The organism is Stenotrophomonas sp. PD6 (assembly GCF_049199305.1).
In the GTDB taxonomy this organism is placed as follows: Bacteria; Pseudomonadota; Gammaproteobacteria; order Xanthomonadales; family Xanthomonadaceae; genus Stenotrophomonas.
In genome coordinates this window covers 1-17,162 of the sequence record NZ_JBLZQD010000010.1, presented here as the reverse complement: position 1 = coordinate 17,162, position 17,162 = coordinate 1, and the positions used below count along the sequence as shown (strand labels likewise).

General features: G+C 68.3%; 14 protein-coding genes and 1 pseudogene. 4 read left to right on the top strand and 11 right to left on the bottom strand.

The features are described from left to right. Nucleotides 1–37: 37 nt before the first annotated feature. The 8 genes and pseudogenes from ACOZHM_RS14060 to pyrE all read right to left on the bottom strand — a co-directional run bounded on the left by ACOZHM_RS14060 (nt 38) and on the right by pyrE (nt 9,582). Nucleotides 38–757 carry a response regulator transcription factor gene (locus ACOZHM_RS14060; protein ID WP_421569939.1) on the bottom strand — a complete coding sequence of 240 codons (720 nt, stop codon included), beginning with the start codon at nt 755–757 and terminating at the stop codon, nt 38–40. Further along, a complete protein-coding gene (locus tag ACOZHM_RS14055; protein WP_421569938.1) occupies nt 738–3,398 on the bottom strand; it encodes an ATP-binding protein in 2,661 nt (886 codons plus the stop codon). The genes ACOZHM_RS14060 and ACOZHM_RS14055 overlap by 20 nt, the downstream gene beginning before the upstream one ends. Before the next feature lie 37 nt (nt 3,399–3,435). Further along, on the bottom strand, nt 3,436–4,101 hold the full coding sequence (kdpC, locus tag ACOZHM_RS14050; RefSeq protein WP_421569937.1) for a potassium-transporting ATPase subunit KdpC: 666 nt from the start codon (nt 4,099–4,101) through the stop codon (nt 3,436–3,438). Then, nucleotides 4,098–6,145 (bottom strand): annotated as a pseudogene (gene kdpB / locus ACOZHM_RS14045) (potassium-transporting ATPase subunit KdpB). Before kdpB ends, kdpC begins: the two are co-directional and overlap by 4 nt. An 11-nt stretch (nt 6,146–6,156) precedes the next feature. Continuing rightward, nucleotides 6,157–7,869, bottom strand: coding sequence for a potassium-transporting ATPase subunit KdpA (gene kdpA, locus ACOZHM_RS14040; protein ID WP_421569936.1), 1,713 nt, complete (start codon nt 7,867–7,869; stop codon nt 6,157–6,159). Nucleotides 7,870–7,881: 12 nt separating this feature from the next. Further along, nucleotides 7,882–7,974 (bottom strand): potassium-transporting ATPase subunit F, encoded by a 93-nt coding sequence (locus ACOZHM_RS14035; protein ID WP_313347417.1) that lies wholly within the window; start codon nt 7,972–7,974, stop codon nt 7,882–7,884. A 264-nt stretch (nt 7,975–8,238) separates the two neighbouring features. After that, nucleotides 8,239–8,907, bottom strand: a complete 669-nt coding sequence (locus ACOZHM_RS14030) for a hypothetical protein (protein WP_421569935.1) — start codon at nt 8,905–8,907, stop codon at nt 8,239–8,241. Between the two features lie 15 nt (nt 8,908–8,922). Continuing rightward, a complete protein-coding gene (gene pyrE / locus ACOZHM_RS14025) occupies nt 8,923–9,582 on the bottom strand; it encodes an orotate phosphoribosyltransferase (protein WP_421569934.1) in 660 nt (219 codons plus the stop codon). Between the two features lie 164 nt (nt 9,583–9,746). On the opposite strand from pyrE, the gene ACOZHM_RS14020 reads away from it, so the two are divergent. The 3 genes from ACOZHM_RS14020 to ACOZHM_RS14010 all read left to right on the top strand — a co-directional run bounded on the left by ACOZHM_RS14020 (nt 9,747) and on the right by ACOZHM_RS14010 (nt 12,229). Beyond that, nucleotides 9,747–10,547 carry an exodeoxyribonuclease III gene (locus tag ACOZHM_RS14020; protein WP_421569933.1) on the top strand — a complete coding sequence of 267 codons (801 nt, stop codon included), beginning with the start codon at nt 9,747–9,749 and terminating at the stop codon, nt 10,545–10,547. Next, complete coding sequence (locus ACOZHM_RS14015) at nt 10,544–11,917, top strand: AmpG family muropeptide MFS transporter (protein ID WP_421569932.1); 1,374 nt, start codon at nt 10,544–10,546, stop codon at nt 11,915–11,917. Before ACOZHM_RS14020 ends, ACOZHM_RS14015 begins: the two co-directional genes overlap by 4 nt. Before the next feature lie 84 nt (nt 11,918–12,001). Next, nucleotides 12,002–12,229 (top strand): hypothetical protein, encoded by a 228-nt coding sequence (locus tag ACOZHM_RS14010; protein ID WP_421569931.1) that lies wholly within the window; start codon nt 12,002–12,004, stop codon nt 12,227–12,229. 344 nt (nt 12,230–12,573) lie between these two features. Here ACOZHM_RS14010 and ACOZHM_RS14005 read toward each other — a convergent pair whose 3' ends face one another. Together ACOZHM_RS14005 and ACOZHM_RS14000 are read right to left on the bottom strand one after the other, a co-directional pair. Next, nucleotides 12,574–13,698, bottom strand: a complete 1,125-nt coding sequence (locus tag ACOZHM_RS14005; RefSeq protein WP_421569930.1) for an anhydro-N-acetylmuramic acid kinase — start codon at nt 13,696–13,698, stop codon at nt 12,574–12,576. Nucleotides 13,699–13,796: 98 nt separating this feature from the next. Beyond that, nucleotides 13,797–15,260: a peptidoglycan DD-metalloendopeptidase family protein gene (locus tag ACOZHM_RS14000; RefSeq protein ID WP_421569929.1), complete on the bottom strand. Its 1,464-nt coding sequence runs from the start codon at nt 15,258–15,260 to the stop codon at nt 13,797–13,799. 167 nt (nt 15,261–15,427) lie between these two features. On the opposite strand from ACOZHM_RS14000, the gene tyrS reads away from it, so the two are divergent. After that, the gene (gene tyrS, locus ACOZHM_RS13995) at nt 15,428–16,639 is read left to right on the top strand and encodes a tyrosine--tRNA ligase (RefSeq protein WP_421569928.1); all 1,212 of its coding nucleotides are present in this window, start codon (nt 15,428–15,430) and stop codon (nt 16,637–16,639) included. Between the two features lie 167 nt (nt 16,640–16,806). Here tyrS and ACOZHM_RS13990 read toward each other — a convergent pair. Then, on the bottom strand, nt 16,807–17,162 hold a 356-nt coding region (locus ACOZHM_RS13990; protein WP_421569927.1), incomplete at its 5' end, for a hypothetical protein.

Below are 17,162 nucleotides of genomic sequence, written 5' to 3'. Positions count from 1 at the left end.
GGCGCTACCCGGGTGATTCACGACCTACGGTCGGGAATCACCCTTTGAATCGCAACCCCACACCGGGTTCGGTGAACAGATAACGCGAATCCAGCGCCGAATCGCCCAGCTTGTGGCGCAGCTTGCCCACCAGGATGCGCAGGTAATGCGTGTCGTGCTGGTGGGTCGGCCCCCAGATCTCGGCCAGGATCTGCGGCTGGGTCACCACCCGGCCGGCGTTGCGCAGCAGCAGCGACAACAGCGCGTATTCCTTGCGGGTCAACGCCACCGGCACGCCGTCCAGCTGCACCTCGCGGCGCACCAGGTCGATGTGCAGATGGCCGTCGTCGAAGTGCGGCAGCACGCCCTCGGCCGACACCGTGCGCGAGCGCAGCAGCGCACGCACCCGCGCCATCAGTTCCTGCGTGCCGAACGGCTTGGTCACGTAGTCGTTGGCGCCGTTGTCCAGGGCCAACACCTTCTCGGTCTCGCTGGCGCGCACAGTGAGCATGATCACCGGCACCTGGCTCCACTGGCGCAGCTCGGCCAGCACCTGGTGGCCCTCCATGTCGGGCAGGCCGATATCCAGGATGACCAGGTCGGCACCCTCGGTGACCAGCTGCTCCAGCCCCGCCTGGCCGTTGGCCGCCTGCAGCACGCGGTAGCCCTGCGCGCGCAGACTGATCTCGAGGAAGCGGCGGATCTGCGCTTCATCGTCGATCACCAGCACGCGCGCCGGGGGCACGCCTTGGGAGGGGTCAGGTGTCGTCGTGGTCATCGGCGGGGTGGGGTTGCAGCAGGGGCAGCGTGATGCGGATCAGGGTACCGCGTCCGTCGCGTCCCGGCAGCGCCTGCACGCTGCCGCCATGCGCACCGATCATGCCCTGGCAGATGGTCAGCCCCAGCCCGGTACCGTGCCGGCCACGGTCGCCGCGCTCCACGCTGTAGAACATGTCAAAGATGCGCGCCCGCTCGTCGTCGGGAATGCCGGGGCCGGCGTCCAGCACGTCGATGCGCAGCTCGCCTTCCACCAGCCGTGCCTGCACCTCCACCGGCGCGCCGGGCGGGGAGAACTTCGCGGCGTTTTCCATCACGTTGAACACCGCCTGCTCCACCAGCGCCGGGTGCACCCAGATCGGGGCCAGCGTGCTGGGAATGTCCAGCTGCAGTTTCACCTCCGGCTGGTAGCGCTGCAGCCGGCGCGCGGCCGACCCGACCAGCTCGTCCACCCCGATCCAGTCGCGGTTGATCTGCAGCCCTTCGTGCCCGAGCCGGGTCATGTCCAGCAGGTTCTGGATATAGCGGTCCAGCCGCTCGCCTTCCACCAGGATGGTATCGAGCAGAGCGCGGCGGTCGCGCGCATCCATCGCATCGGCATAGCTGGACAGGCTGTCGGCCGAGCCGATCATTGCCGCCAGCGGTGAGCGCAGGTCATGCGACACCGAGGACAGCAACGCCGAACGCAGGCGCTCGGTCTCGTTGCTCACGTGCGCCTTTTCCAGGTCGGCCACCAGCCGCGTGCGCAGCGCCGCCTGCGCGATGTCATCCACCATCGCCTCGGCCAGCTGGCGCTGCTCCGGGGCCAGCCGTGCCACGTTGCGCGCGAACCGCATGCCGGCCACGCCAATCGCGCGGTTATCGCCATCCAATAGCGGCAGGAACCACCACTCCGCGCCGGCCAACGTGTCGGTGAAGCGGCCGCTGGGCTGACCGTGGCGGTGCGCCCAGTCGGCGGCAGCCAGGTCGGTGTCGCCGGGTGCCGCGCTGCCGCTGGTGCTGGTGTCCGCGCCGATGCGCAGCCAGGCCGGTGCGTCCAGCGCCTGCTCCAACGCCTGGCGCCCGGCTTGCGCCACCTGTTCGTTGCTGGCCGCACGGGTCAGCTGCCCGCCCAGCACCTGGCGGGCATTGGCGTGCCGGTTGGCCGCGCGCAGCGCCAGCACCTGCATGCGCAGGCGCGAGGCCAGGCGGCCGGCCACCAGCGCGGCGGCCAGGAACAGGAAGACCGTGATGACGCCCTGGCGCGCGCTGATCGCGAAGGTGAAACGCGGCGCGATGAAGAAGAAGTTGTAGGCCAGGAAACACAGCGCCGCGGCGATCACCGCCGCGCTGGTGCGGCTGCGCGCGGCCACCATCACCACCGCCACGATGAACACCATCGACAGGTCGTACAGCCCCACCCAGCGCTCGGCCACCAATGCCACCAGGCAGGCCAGCGCGGTGGCACCCAGCGCCAATGCGGTGTCCCTGCCGGTACTCAGCGTGGGCATCGACAACCCATGGCGGCGCGCGCGGGCGCGTGCCTGCGGGGTGCCGATGATGGTGATCTCCAGATGCGCGCCGCGCTGGATCAGCTGCTGGGTGAGGGTGCGGTTGAGCATGCGCGCGAACGGACGCTCGCGGGTGCGGCCCAGCACCACCGTGGAAACACTGTTGTGCGCGGCGTGGTCGAGCAGCGCGTCGGCGATGCTGGTGCCATGCAGCAGCTCGGCCTCGCCGCCCAGGCGACGTGCCAGCGCAAATGCTGCGTCGATCTCGCGGCGGGTGCTGTCATCCTCGCGCCGACGCTGCACGGTCACCACCGTCCACGGCGCGTCACGCCGCTCGGCGATGCGCCGGCCCACCCGCACCAGGTACTCGCTCTGCCCGCCGCCATCGATCGCCACCAGTACCCGGCGGCGCAGCGGCAGGTTGCCTTCGCCGCGCGCGGCGCGGGTCTCGCGCAGGCTGGTGTCCACGCGGTCGGCCGCCTCCTGCATGGCCAGCTCGCGCAGCGCGGTCAGGTTGGCGGGGGAGAAGAATGCCTGCAGCGCCTGCGCGGCCTGCTCGGGCACGTACACCTTGCCCTGCTGCAGCCGCTCGATCAGCTCGCGCGGCGGCAGGTCCACCAGCACGATGTCGTGCAGGCGGTCCAGCACCGCATCGGGCACCGTCTCGCTGACCCGTACGCCGGTGATGCGCATCACCACATCGTTGAGGCTTTCCAGGTGCTGGATGTTGATCGTGGTCCAGACATCGATACCCGCATCCAGCAGTTCCATGACGTCCTGCCAGCGCCGCTCGTGGCGGCTGCCCGGCACGTTGCGGTGGGCCAGTTCGTCCACCAGCACCAGCGCGGGGCGGCGTGCCAGCACCGCGTCCAGGTCCATCTCCTGCAGTGCATGCTGCTGGTACTCGCGCTGCAGCAGCGGCACCTGCGGCAGGCCTTCCAGCAGCGCCGAGGTCTCGGCACGGCCGTGGGTCTCCACCAGCCCCACCACCACGTCCACGCCACGGCGCAGCTGCTCGTGCGCGCGGCCGAGCATGCTGTAGGTCTTGCCCACGCCGGGGGCGGCGCCCAGGAACACGGTGAGCTTGCCGCCGGCTTCGCGCTGCAGGCGTTCCACCAGCGCATCCGCCTGTCGGGTACGGGAATCGGTCATGGGTGCAGAGTGTGCGCGCAAGCGCGCCTGAAAGGCATCAAGGCGTACTGCCCGGCGCTGCGTGGGCGCCCTTCAGGCCATCCAGCGCCAGGTTCAACGTCATCACGTTGACCCGTGGCTGCCCGAACACGCCCCATTGCGGCCCCTGCGTATGCGCCTGCACCAGCGCCTGCACCTGGTCGCTGTCCAGCCCACGGCTGCGCGCCACACGCGCCACCTGGACGGCGGCCGCGGCGGGCGAGATCTCCGGGTCCATGCCCGCGCCGGACTGGGTCACCAGATCACCGGGCACCTGCGCCACGGCGATGCCTTCGCGAACGGCGACCGCGTGGGTGGCTTCGTCCACGCGCTGCTGCAGGGCAGGGTTGCTGCGCGCCAGGTTGCTGCCGGCGGCGGCCATCGGGTCGTAATTGGCAGCCGAGGGCCGCGCCTGGAAATAGCCATCGCCGACGAACGGCTGGGCGATCAGGCGCGAGCCGCGCACCTGGCCGTCGTGCACCAGCAGGCTGCCCTCGGCCTGGGCCGGGAACAGTGCCGCCGAAATGCCGGTGGTGGCCACCGCGTAGACCAGGCCCAACCCGAGCAGGCTGACCACGCCAAGGCCGATGGCCGGGCGCAGCGCGCCGTCGTGCTGGAGCGCGATGGCAAGGGCGGCGCGCGTACGCGCCGGGCGGGAAAGCGGAGCAGCAGCCGAGCGGTTCATGCGCCAAATACCGAGACAAGGAGGAGGTCGATCAACTTGATGGCCGCGAACGGCAGCAGCACGCCGCCCAGGCCGTACACCAGCATGTTCCGGCGCAGCAGCGCGGTGGCCGTGGCCGGGCGGAAGCGCACCCCGCGCAGCGCCAGCGGAATCAGCGCCGGAATCACCAGTGCGTTGAAGATCAGCGCGGCCAGTACCGCGTTACGCGGGCTGGACAGCTGCATCACGTTCAAGCTGGCCATCGCCGGCAGCGTGGCGGCGAACAACGCGGGCAGGATCGCGAAGTACTTGGACACGTCATTGGCCAGCGAGAAGGTGGTCAGCGCACCGCGCGTGATCAGCTGCTGTTTGCCGACTTCCACCACGGCCAGCAGCTTGGTCGGGTCCGAATCCAGGTCCACCATGTTGCCGGCTTCCTTGGCCGCCTGCGTACCGGAGTTCATGGCCAACCCGATGTCGGCCTGGGCCAGCGCGGGCGCGTCGTTGGTACCGTCGCCCACCATCGCCACCAGCCGGCCACCGGCCTGTTCGGCGCGGATACGGGCCAGCTTGTCTTCCGGGCGGGCCTCGGCGATGTAGTCGTCCACGCCGGCCTCGGCCGCGATGGCGGCGGCGGTCAGCGGGTTGTCGCCGGTGATCATCACCGTGCGGATGCCCATCGCGCGCAGCTGCGCGCGATGGGCATGCCGTGCTTGACCACATCCGACAGCTCGATCACGCCCAGCACGTAGCGGCCTTCGCACACCACCAGCGGCGTGGCGCCATTGCGCGCCACCTGTTCCACCCGCCCGGCCAGCTCGGCCGGCACCGTGCCGCCCAGTTCGCGCACATACGCGGTGATGGAATCGGCGGCGCCCTTGCGGATGCGCCGGCCGCCGTCCAGGTCCACGCCGGACATGCGGGTCTGGGCGCTGAAGGCCAGGTACTCCGCGCGGTCGGGTTCGGCCGTGACGCAGCCCTGTTCGCGGGCCAGGCGCACCACCGACTTGCCTTCCGGGGTCGGGTCGGCCAGCGACGACAGCAGTGCCGCCTCGCGCAGCTGCGCCGCATCGATGCCGGCCAGCGCGTGGAAGTGGGTCGCCTGGCGGTCGCCGTGGGTGATGGTGCCGGTCTTGTCGAGCAGCAGCACGTCCACGTCGCCGGCCACTTCCACCGCCTTGCCGGACTTGGCCAGGATGTTGGCGGCCAGCGCACGGTTCATGCCGGCGATGCCGATGGCCGGCAGCAGCCCACCGATGGTGGTGGGAATCAGGCACACCAGCAGCGCGATCAGCAGCAGCGGGTCGACCTTCACCCCGACGAACGCGCCGATGGCGGGCAGCGTGGCCACCACCACCAGGAAGGTCAGCGTCATCGCCGCCAGCAGCAGGGTCAGCGCCACTTCGTTGGGCGTCTTCTGCCGGTTGGCGCCTTCCACCAGCGCGATCATGCGGTCCAGGAAGCTGTGCCCCGGCTCGGCGGTGATCTTCACGATGATCTGGTCCGACAGCACCTTGGTGCCGCCGATCACGCCGCTGCGGTCGGTGCCGGCCTCGCGCAGTACCGGTGCCGATTCGCCGGTGACCGCCGCTTCGTTGATGGTGGCCAGGCCCTGCACGATCTCTCCGTCGGCCGGAATCAGCTCGCCGGCACTCACGATGACGTGGTCGCCCGGGCGCAGCTCGGCGGCCGGCACCTGGGTTTCACTGGCACCGGGGTGCGCGGCCGCCAGGCGGCGTGCGCTCAGGTCCTGCCGCGCCCGGCGCAGCGATGCGGCCTGGCCACGGCCACGCGCCTCGGCCACCGCTTCGGCGAAATTGCCGAACAACACCGTCAGCAGCAGGATCGCGGTCACGGCCAGGCCGAAGCCCAGTGGCGCGTTGCCGCTGAGCGTCACCAGCAGGCTGACCACGGTGCCGGCCATCACCACCGCCATCACCGGGCTGTGCACCAGGTGGCGTGGCGAGAGTTTGATCACCGCATCGCGCAATGCCCGGCGCAGGCCGGCTGCATCGAGCAGGCGCGGGCGGCGGGATGAAGCTGCATTCAAGGGATAGGTACTCATGGTTTCACGTCTCAGCGCAGCGTCAGCGACAGGTGGTCGGCAACCGGGCCCAGCACCAGCGCCGGCATGAACTGCAATACGGTCAGGATGGCGATCAGCGCGATCAGGGTCAGCGCGAACGTCGGGGTTTCAATCTGCAGCGTGCCGGCCGATTCCGGCGCACGCCGCTTCGCGGCCAGCTGCGCGCAGACGATCAGCGGAATCACCAGCACCGGGTAGCGGCCCAGCAGCAGCACCAGCGTGCAGCTCAGGTTCCACCACACCGTGGCATCGCCCAGGCCTTCGAAACCGGAGCCGTTGTTGGCGAACGCCGACACGTACTCGTAGAACACCTGGCTGACGCCGTGGAAGCCCGGATTGGAGGTGCCGGTGATCGACGGAATGGCCAGGGTGATCGCGGTGAACGCCAGGATGGTGATCGGCTGCAGCAGCACCAGCAGCGCCAGCAGGCGTATCTGCGGGGTTTCCAGCTTGCGGCCCAGCAGTTCCGGGGTGCGCCCGGTCATCAACCCGGCCAGGAACACGCCCAGCAGCAGGTACACGAGGAACTGCTGCAGGCCGCAGCCGATGCCGCCCCAGATCGCGTTGACCAGCATGTTGATCATCGGCACCGCGCCGGCCAGCGGGCTCAGCGAGTCATGCATGCCGTTGACCGACCCGTTCGACACCTGGGTGGTGACTGCCGCCCACAGGCCGGTGCCGTCCGCGCCGAAGCGCACTTCCTTGCCTTCCATCAGCAGCGGGCTGGCGGCCGTGGCCGAATGTCCTTCCAGCCAGACCGTGGCCGCGATCGAGATGCTGGACATCGCCAGCATGCAGCCGAACACCAGCGCCGCCAGCCGCTTGCGCCCGGTGAAGGCGCCCAGCATGAACACCACCGCGATGGGGATCAGCAGGATGCCGATCAGTTCCAGCGCGTTCGACAGCGGGGTCGGGTTCTCCAGCGGCATGCTGCTGTTGGGGCCGTACCAGCCACCGCCGTTGGTGCCCAGCTGCTTGGCCGCCACCATGGCCGCGACCGGCCCGAGCGGCAGTTTTTGCGTTTCCATGCCCGCGGCTGCATCAATCGGCGTGGCCACCGGGCCACCGGCCAGCGTCGAAGGCACGCCCTGGCTGGTCAGCAGCACCGCCCACAGCAGGCACAGCGGCAGCATGAAGCGCACGCAGGCACGCACCACGTCGGCGTAGTAGTTGCCCACGTCGATGCGGCGGTCGGCCGGCAGTTCGCTGGCGCTGGCGTCGCCTTCCGGCGCCTTGCCGAACAGGGCGCGCAGCGTGGCCACCACCAGTGCCAGCCCCATCATCGGGGTGACCACCTGCAGGCCGGTGATCGCGGTCATCTGCGAGAAGTAGGAGAGCTGCGCTTGGCCGGAGTAGTGCTGCTGGTTGGTGTTGGTCAGGAACGACACCATCGTGTGCAGCGCCGTGTCCCAGCGCATGTTGGGAATCTGGTCGGGATTGAACGGCAGCCAGGCCTGGGTCATGAACACCGCCTGCACCAGCACGGCAATGACCACGTTGCTGAGCAGGAAAGAGGCCACGTAGCCGCGCCAGCTCATGCCGCGCGCCGGGTTCACGCCCAGTACGCGGTACAGCGGTTTTTCAATCCAGCCGAACAGCGCGTCGCCGCGCATCGGCCCACCGCGCATCACCCGGGCCAGGTACAGCCCAAGCGGAAAGGCCAGCACGATGCTGGCCAGCAGGATCAACAGGATCTCGGTCATGGTCGGCTCCGGTCAGAAGGTTTCGGGCCGAAGCACGACGTACAGCAGGTAGGCCGCGGCGACGAGCACCAGCACGCCGCACACCAGGGAAAGCCAGGCAGGCATGGTCGTGATCTCAGCAGCGGGGAAGGGAAGGTGCCGCGCGCAGGGTTGCGGCGGTACGGACAGCGAACAGGGTCAGGCTCATGGGACGTCCAGGTGGAACCACTCCACGTCAGGCCGTCATGGTGGTCCTCACCGGCGTAAACGCTCCACGCCCGTCAGCGGTGCGCGGCGTAAAAAGAGCATAAAAAAGGGTGTACCGACGTTGGTAGGTACACCCTTTGGTCTCTCCGGGGTCATGAACCCCGGCCGGCCCTCATGAACCCATCAGCCGCGCGGGTCGGTGGTGACACCCTTCAACAACCGGTAGCGCTGCAGGGTTTCCTCGATCTCCACATCGAGCGCCTTGCGCTGCTGCAGGTACGAGGCCTGCATGCGCTGCTGGGCCAGCAGCTCGGTGTGCCGCTGCTGGATGCTCTCGGCTTGCTTGGGGGCCACCGGCTGGCCGGCCAGCTCGCGGTCGCCCGCTGCGCCCAGCAAGGTCACCAGCGCACCGCGCAGGCTGGCCACGTTGTAGTTGGCGGTCTGTACGTTGTTGTCCAGGATCCCGGTGCGTTCGACGAAGACCCGGCGCAGGTCGTTCTCGTCCTCGTAGGTGGAGAGCATCGCCTGTTCGGTCCGCTGCCGGGTTTCCTCGGCGGCCTTGTCCAGCTGGAGCTGCGCGGCGGCCACGGCGGCATCGGCGCGCTCGTCCTCGGTCAGCGTGCGTTCCACGCCACCGCGGCGCAGGCCGCTGTTGACGCTGAACTCCTCACGCGCGTTGTTCACCGCCTCCTGCGGCAGGGCATCGCTGCAGATGCGCTCCTTGCCCTCGTTCCAGCAGAACAGCTTCTTCGGTTTCGGGTCGGTGCTGCTGCGCTTGCTCTGGGCCTCGGCCGTGAGCATGGGCGCGGCCAGCAACAGGCCGATGATGGTGAACGTGACGATCCTGGACATGGGAGCCCCCTGCTCTCAACGCGTAGGACGGCTGCCGTAACGGGAACGATAGTCCTCCAGCGGCTGCCGGTACCCGACAAGTTCCGGATTTCCGGAGGCAAAATCAAGCAGGTCGCCCAAGGTGGCCACTGCGACCACCGGAATACCGGCTTCCTCGGCCACGGCCTGGGCGGCCGAACGGCGGTCTTCTTCCGAGGCGATCTCTTGGCGGTCCAAGGCAACCACGATGCCGGCCGGGGTGCCGCCGGCCTCCTTGATGATGCCCAGGGCCTCGCGGATCGCGGTGCCGGCGGTGATCACATCGTCCACGATCAGCACGCGCTTGCCATTCATGTCCGCGCCAATCAGGTTGCCGCCCTCGCCGTGGGCCTTGGCTTCCTTGCGGTTGAACGACAGCGGCAGGTCGCGGCCGCGCTGGGCGAACTCACAGGCGGTCGCGGTGGCCAGCGGGATGCCCTTGTAGGCCGGGCCGAACACGACGTCGAATTTCAGTCCGGTGGCCTCCACCGCGTCGGCATAGCAGGCCGCCAGCTGGGCCATGCGGGCGCCGGAGTCGAAACGGCCGGCATTGAAGAAGTACGGGCTCAGCCGGCCCGACTTGAGGGTGAACTGGCCGAAACGCAGCGCATCTGCGGTCAGGGCCAGCTGCAGGAAACGGTAACGGTGGTCGCTCATCTAACGCTCTGTTCAATTCATCTGGAGCGCAGATCCTAATGCATGACCGGCAATTCAGGCTCGCGGCCACCGGCCGCAGGCCCCTGCAATGGCCGGATCCGGCCAGCCGATGGGGCGGGCAACCCGGTATGCTTTGGCCGTTACCGTTCCAGACCCGGGTCAGCATGCGCATCATCAGTTTCAATGCCAATGGCATCCGTTCCGCCGCCACCAAGGGCTTCCTCGACTGGTTCCGTGCCCAGGACGCCGACGTGCTGTGCATCCAGGAGACCAAGGCCCAGGAAGACCAGCTGACCGATCCCATGTTCCGCCCGGACGGCCACCACTGCTTCTACCGCGACGCCATCACCAAGAAGGGCTACAGCGGCGTGGCCATCTACAGCAAGCGTGAGCCCGACCAGGTCATCACCTCGCTGGGCTGGGCCCCGTTCGACGACGAAGGCCGCTATATCGAGGCCCGCTACGGCAACCTCAGCGTGGTCTCCTTCTATATCCCCTCGGGCAGCTCGGGCGACCTGCGCCAGGGCTTCAAGTACGAGGTCATGGAGTGGCTGCGCCCGATCCTGGCCGAGTGGCTGGCCAGCGGCCGCGACTACGTGCTGTGCGGCGACTGGAACATCGTGCGCTCGGCGCTGGACATCAAGAACTGGAAGTCCAACCAGAAGAACTCCGGCTGCCTGCCGCCCGAACGCGACTGGCTCAACGGCCAGTGCGCCGACGCCGGCCAGGCGCTGGACATCGCCGGCGGCCAGGGCTGGAGCGACGCCTACCGCCTGCTGCACCCCACCGGCGAGGACTACACCTGGTGGAGCAACCGCGGCGCGGCCCGCGCCAACAACGTGGGCTGGCGCATCGACTATCAGTTCGTCAGCCCGGGCCTGCGCGAGCGCCTGCGCGGCTGCTCGATCTACCGCGATGAGCGCTTCTCCGACCATGCCCCGTTCACGGTGGACTACGCCCCATGACCGAAGCGGTCGCCAAGTCCCAGCGCCCCTGGCAGCGGGTGCTGGCCAACCTGCGCCAGCGCAAAGTGCTGGCCATGCTGCTGCTCGGCTTCAGCTCGGGCCTGCCGATCTACCTGGTGGGCAACACGCTCGGCTTCTGGATGCGCAAGGAAGGCATCGAGCTGGACACCATCGGCTTCCTGTCGTGGGTGGGCCTGGCCTATTCGATGAAGTTCCTGTGGGCGCCGATCGTCGACAAGGTCGACGCCCCGCTGCTCGGCCGTTTCGGCCGCCGCCGCGGCTGGATGCTGTTGTCCCAGGCGGTGGTGGCTGCAGCCTTGATCGGCATGGCCGTGGTCCATCCCAAGGGCGGCCAGATCCTGATCCTGGGCGTGGCCTGGGAACACATGCTGGTGTTCGGCATCATGGCCACCGTGGTGGCCTTCGCCTCGGCCACCCAGGACATCGTCATCGATGCCTGGCGCATTGAAAGCGCGGACAACAGCGAGCAGCTCGGCCTGCTGACCTCGACCGCCGCGCTGGGCTACCGCACGGCGCTGCTGGTCACCGACGCCCTGATTCTGCTCATCGCCGCCCGCGTGGGCTGGCAGATGTCCTACGAGATCATGGCCGGGCTGATGGCGCTGGGCGTGGTGGCCGTGGTGATGGCGCGCGAACCGGCGCGCGCGCAGATCGCCGTGCAGACCCAGGCCGCCCCGCTGTGGACCCCGCGCGGCCTGTTCGACGCGCTGGTCGGGCCGTTCGTCGCCTTCGTCCGTGAACACCGCAGCGGCGCCATCCTGATCCTGCTGGCCATCAGCGTGTATCGCATGGCCGATTTCATCATGGGCCCGATGGCCAACCCGTTCTACGTCGACCTCGGCCTGTCCGAAGAAACCGTCGGCGCGGTACGCAGTTCGATCGGCCTGGTGGCCACCTTCGTCGGCATTGCCGCCGCCGGCCTGGTGTCGGTGCGCTGGGGCGTGCTGGCGACCCTGCTGGTGGGCGCGGTGCTGGGCCCCGCGTCCAACCTCGCCTTCGCCTGGCTGGCCTATGTGGGCCCGGACCCGACCAGCTTCGCCATCGCGATGGCGATCGACAACATTTCGGGGGGCTTCGCCGGCACCGCGCTGATCGCCTACATGTCCAGCCTGACCAGCATCGGTTACACCGCCACCCAGTACGCCCTGCTCAGCTCGTTCTATGCCATGCCGGGCAAGGCGCTCAAGGGTTTCTCGGGCTGGGCGGTGCAGTCGCTGGCGCAGGGCCGCACCCTGCTTGAGGGCTACGCGCTGTTCTTCACCGGCACCGCGCTGATCGGCATCCCGGTGGTCATCCTGTGCACCCTGCTGATCGTGCAGCAGCGCCGCCATCTGCGGGCCGCGTCCTGACCGGCGCTTGCCCGCACCCCGGTGCTGGGCCATGATCGATCCTGTTGTGCCGTGGGGGCGGTGCGTTGCCAACAGGGGAAACACATGGCTGATTTGGTGCTGCGAGACCTGGATCCGCTGCTGAACGAGCGGATCCGCCGGGTTGCCGTCGCGCGCGGCTGGACCCGCGAACACACCTGCGTCGTGCTGCTCGAGCAGGGCCTGTTCGCCAGCGAACTGGAAGTCCGCAGCGGCTTCCGCGACCCGGAAGTGGACGCCTTGGCCGAAGCCATCGCGGCGCTTCAGGCGCTCCCGGACGTCAAAGCCTTCTGACTGCGCGACGGGCTCCGGGCGATCGGAAACGGTCGACGGTGCGGACCCGACTGCGTGGACTCGACCGGGCGCACCGACTGGGCGGACCCGACTGGACGGACCCAACTGGGCGGACCCGACTGGGCGGACCGACTGGGCGGACCCAACTGGGCGGACCCGACTGGGCGGACCCGACTGGGCGGACCGACTGGGCTGACCCGACTGGGTGGACCCGACTGGACGCACCGACTGGGTAGAGCCGACTGTTAGTCGGCTGCTCTCCGTTCCGGTGCCGCGTTGCAGAGCAGCCGACTAACAGTCGGCTCTACCCCGTCGTGTCCAGCCCGTCGGCTCTACCCCGCCGGTCACGCCAGGTGAATCGCCCCCAGAATCCGCGGCCCCCGCGCCCCGGTCACGCTCGGCAGGTTGCCCGGCAACCCGTCCAGCGTCCGTTGCGCCAACCAGGCAAACCCCATCGCCTCCAGGTAATCCGGGTCCAGCCCGTGCACCGCGCTGGACTCGATCACCACGCCCGGCAACCGCGCGCCGAGCCGCCGTAGCAGCTGCGGATTGCGCACCCCGCCGCCGCAGACCAGCACCCGCGTCGCCCCGGGCAGGTTCGCCAGCAGTGCATCGGCCACGGTGGCGGCGGTCAATTCCAGCAGCGTGGCCTGCACATCGGCGGCCGATAGCATCAGCTCGCCCAGCGCCGCCTCCGCCCATTCCAGATGGAACTGCTCGCGCCCGGTGCTCTTCGGCGGCGGCAGTGCAAACCACGGCTCGGCCCGCCACCGCGCCAGCAGCGCCTCGTCATAGGTACCGCTGGCCGCGAACGCGCCGTCGGCATCGAACGGCTTGCCGGTGTGGCGTTCGCACCAGGCATCCATCAACGCATTGGCCGGGCCCGTATCGAAGCCACGCGGCGTGCCCTCGCGCGGAATCAGGGTCAGGTTGGCAATCCCGCCCAGGTTCAACACCGCCCGGTCCTCATCGGCCGTGCCCAGCATCGCCAGGTGGAACGCGGGCATCAGCGGCGCGCCGTGCCCGCCGGCGGCCACATCGCGGCGGCGGAAGTCGGCCACGGTGGTGATGCCGGTCAGCTCGGCAATCCGGTTGGCGTCGCCCAGTTGGCAGGTGAAGGCCGGATCGGCCAGCGGGCGGTGGCGCACCGTCTGCCCATGCGAGCCGATCGCCCGTACCTGCGCGGGCGCGACCCCGGCCTGTGCCAACAGCCGGTTGGCGGCCGCCGCGAAGGTGATGCCGATCTGCGCATCAATCCGCCCCAGCGTATCCAGCGACCCCAGCTCACCGCCTTCGCCCAGCGCCACCAGCTCGGCGCGGGTCGCGGCGGCCCATTCGTGGGTCAGGCCATCGATAAAGCGGCAGCCGCCCTCGGCGGGAAACTGCACCAGCGCGGCATCGATGCCATCGGCGCTGGTGCCGGACATCAGGCCCAGGTAGAGCGGGGAATGCGGATCGAATGCAGTCATGGCCAGGCGGTTCAACACAGGTGCGTGCAGCTTCCGCGCAACCTGTTGCCGCCGTCAATGCGCGCGCCCCCTGCGGCGCGCGCTGCAGCCCGGTGCGATCAGCCGCGGTTCGGCTTGGCCGGCTTGGCCGCGCTGGCCGTGGTGGTGGCCGCCTTGCTGGGCGTCGGCGCCGGGCTGGCGTCGGCGTAGATCAGCTTCTCCATGCCCTGGATGCGGGCCAGTGCCGGCGCGGTCTGCGCGCGGAACGCCACCAGCTCGCTGCCCTGCAGCGGCTCCGGCGGCGGCATCGTCACCGACAGCGGGTTGCGGTGCACGCCGTTGACGCGGAATTCGTAGTGCAGGTGCGGGCCGGTCGCCAGGCCGGTCGAGCCCACGTAGCCGATCACCGTGCCCTGCGCCACGCGCTGGCCGGTCTTGATCGCGCCAAAGCGCGACATGTGCCCGTACAGCGTGGTGTGGCCGCGGCCGTGGTCCAGGATCACCACGTTGCCGTAGCCGCGCTGCGTGCCGGCGAACTGCACGCGTGCATCGCCGGCGGCCATGATCGGGGTGCCGGTACGGGCCGCGTAGTCCACGCCCTTGTGCATGCGCATCTTGCCCAGCACCGGGTGCTTGCGCGCGCCGAAGCTGGAGCTCAGCCGCGCGAACGGGATCGGCATGCGGATGAAGCTCTTCTTCAGCGGCCGGCCGCTCACGTCGAAGTACTCGGCCTTGCCGTTGCGGTCGAAGCGGAAGCCGCTGTAGGTCTTGCCGCCCGAAGTGAAGGTCGCCGCCAGGATCTTGCTGGTGTCCACCTTCTCGCCTTCACGCCAGGTCTCGTCCAGCACCACGCTGAAGCGGTCGCCGGGCTGCAGGTCCTTGGAGAAGTCGATGTCGTACTTGAAGATCTCGTCGGTCATCGTCGCGATGGCCGAAGGCGACAGCCCGGCCTTGCGCGCGGCGGCGTACAGCGAGCTGGTGATCTCACCGCTGGCCACCACGCGGCGCACCGAGGATTCGCGCTTGATCACCTTCTCGTTGATCTGGTCGCCCTTCAGCGACAGCTCCACGCGGTTGTCGGCATCGCGGTCGAAGCGGATCGTGCGCAGCTCGCCGGACAGCGGCAGGTCGAAGGCGATCTCCGCGCCCGGGCGCAGCTTGGTCAGCGCCTCGCGGGCACCGGGGTGGTCGAGCACCTGGTGCATCACCGTGGGCGAAATGCCGGCTTCGTCGAACAGGTTGCTCAGGGTCTGCCCGCGCTGCACGCGCAACACCTGCCAGCTGTCGCCGGGCACCTGCTGGCGGCGTTCCTGGGAGAGCGGCGGCAACGGCAGGGCCAGCGTGGAATGGCTGACCGAGTAGGGCGATTCGATGGTGTGCGAGAAGCCGGGAACAATGGTGGCCACCAGTGCGCCGATGGTGGCGAACAGGCTGGCGTGCATCCAGTGGCGGCGGGTCCAGCGTTCGTTGAACGCGGCGGGGAGATGCTGCCTGAGCTTCCGATGCAGGGCGGTATCGTGGAGAACGTGAAGGCGTTCCTTGAAGCGCTGCTTGCGCGCGCGGCCTTGATCGGTATTCAGCATCGTCGGTGTGTTCCTGGCTGACCCGGGATCGCGGGCCCAAACGTCGGTAACATAGACATGTATAAATATCGCGTCAAACCCTTGTGCCTATTGGCTTTTGTGAAGCGCTTGCGGTTAACTTGTACTTAACGTCATTCATGTAAATAAGGCATCGCCGGGAGTTGTACGTGTCCTCGATTGAACAAGCCCTTGCCCAGATCGGCCGTGGCGCCGACGAAGTCCTCAAGATCGAGGAGCTGCGCCAGCGTCTGGAAAGCGGCCGCCCGTTGCGGGTCAAGGCGGGTTTCGACCCCACCGCCCCGGACCTGCACCTGGGCCACACCGTGCTGCTGAACAAGCTGCGCCAGTTCCAGGACCTCGGCCACCAGGTCATCTTCCTGATCGGCGACTTCACCGGCATGATCGGCGACCCCTCGGGCAAGAACGTCACCCGCAAGCCGCTCAGCAAGGACGACGTGCTGGCCAACGCGCGCACCTATGAAGAGCAGGTCTTCAAGGTCCTGGACCGTGAAAAGACCGAAGTGCGCTTCAATTCCGAGTGGTTCGGCAAGATGGGCGCGGCCGACATGATCCGCCTGGCCGGCCAGCACACCGTGGCGCGCATGCTCGAGCGCGACGACTTCGCCAAGCGCTACGCGGCCCAGCAGTCCATCGCCCTGCACGAGTTCCTGTACCCGCTGGTGCAGGGCTACGACTCGGTCGCCCTGGAGGCGGACGTCGAACTGGGCGGCACCGACCAGAAGTTCAACCTGCTCATGGGCCGTGGCCTGCAGGAGCACTACGGGCAGAAGCCGCAGATTGTGCTGACCATGCCGCTGCTGGAAGGCCTGGACGGCGTGGCCAAGATGTCCAAGTCGCTCAACAACTACATTGGCATCAGCGAACCGGCGATCGACATGGTGACCAAGACCATGAAGATCGGCGACGACCTGATGTGGCGCTGGATCGAGCTGCTGTCCTTCGATATCAGCCAGGCCGAGGCGCTCAGCCTGCGTGAGCAGGTCGAGGCGGGCAGCCTCAACCCGCGTGAGGTGAAGCTGCGCCTGGCGCGCGAGCTCACCACCCGCTTCCACGACGCCGACGCGGCCGAACTGGCCATTGCCGGCTGGAACGCGGCCGTGACGGGGCAGGGCGATGTGTCCCTGCTGCCGTTGCAGGAAGTGCCGGTACCTGCCGAAGGGCTGCGGATCGGGGCGCTGCTCACTGCTGCCGGGATCACCCCGAGCAATTCGGAGGCCTCGCGCAAGCTCAAGGAGCGTGCGGTGAAGGTCAATGGTGAGGTGGTCGACGACGCCCAGCAGGTGTTCCTGCCCGGTTTCGAGGGCCTTCTGCAGGTGGGCAAGCGCAACTTCGCCCGCGTGTTGCTGGTCGCGGCCTAAGCGCTGCAAGGGTTTCGCGCCTTCGGGCGCGAAACCAGCATGAATGAATGCACAGTTCTGTGAAAAAAGTTCATGCACCCCCTTCACAAATGATGCGGTTGGGGACATACTTTCCCTCCCCCGACGCAGGGGTCGCCGCAAGGCGGCAACCGCGAAGGAAACGGACTTCAACTTCTTCGAAAGAAGGTGTTGACGGAAACGAAAAGCCTGACATAATAGGCGGCTCGCTTCGACGAAAAGACCTCCGGGTCGCACGACGAAGCAGCATCGGCAACAACGTCCACTTTGGTGAGACGGCCCTCGAAAAAGGGTGTTGACGAAGCGGAAAAGTCGGCTATAATGGGCGGCTCGCAACGACGGAAACGTCGGGGCACACGGAGGAAGGCGCTGAGGCCGACTCCCAAGTTCTTTGACAGTATGCGCAGGTATCTTGTGAAGGCGCCTGCAGGAAGGATGTATGTCCATCTTGCAGACGTTTGATCAAGCAACATATCAATTGTTTTAAAGCAAGCGAAACGTTGCC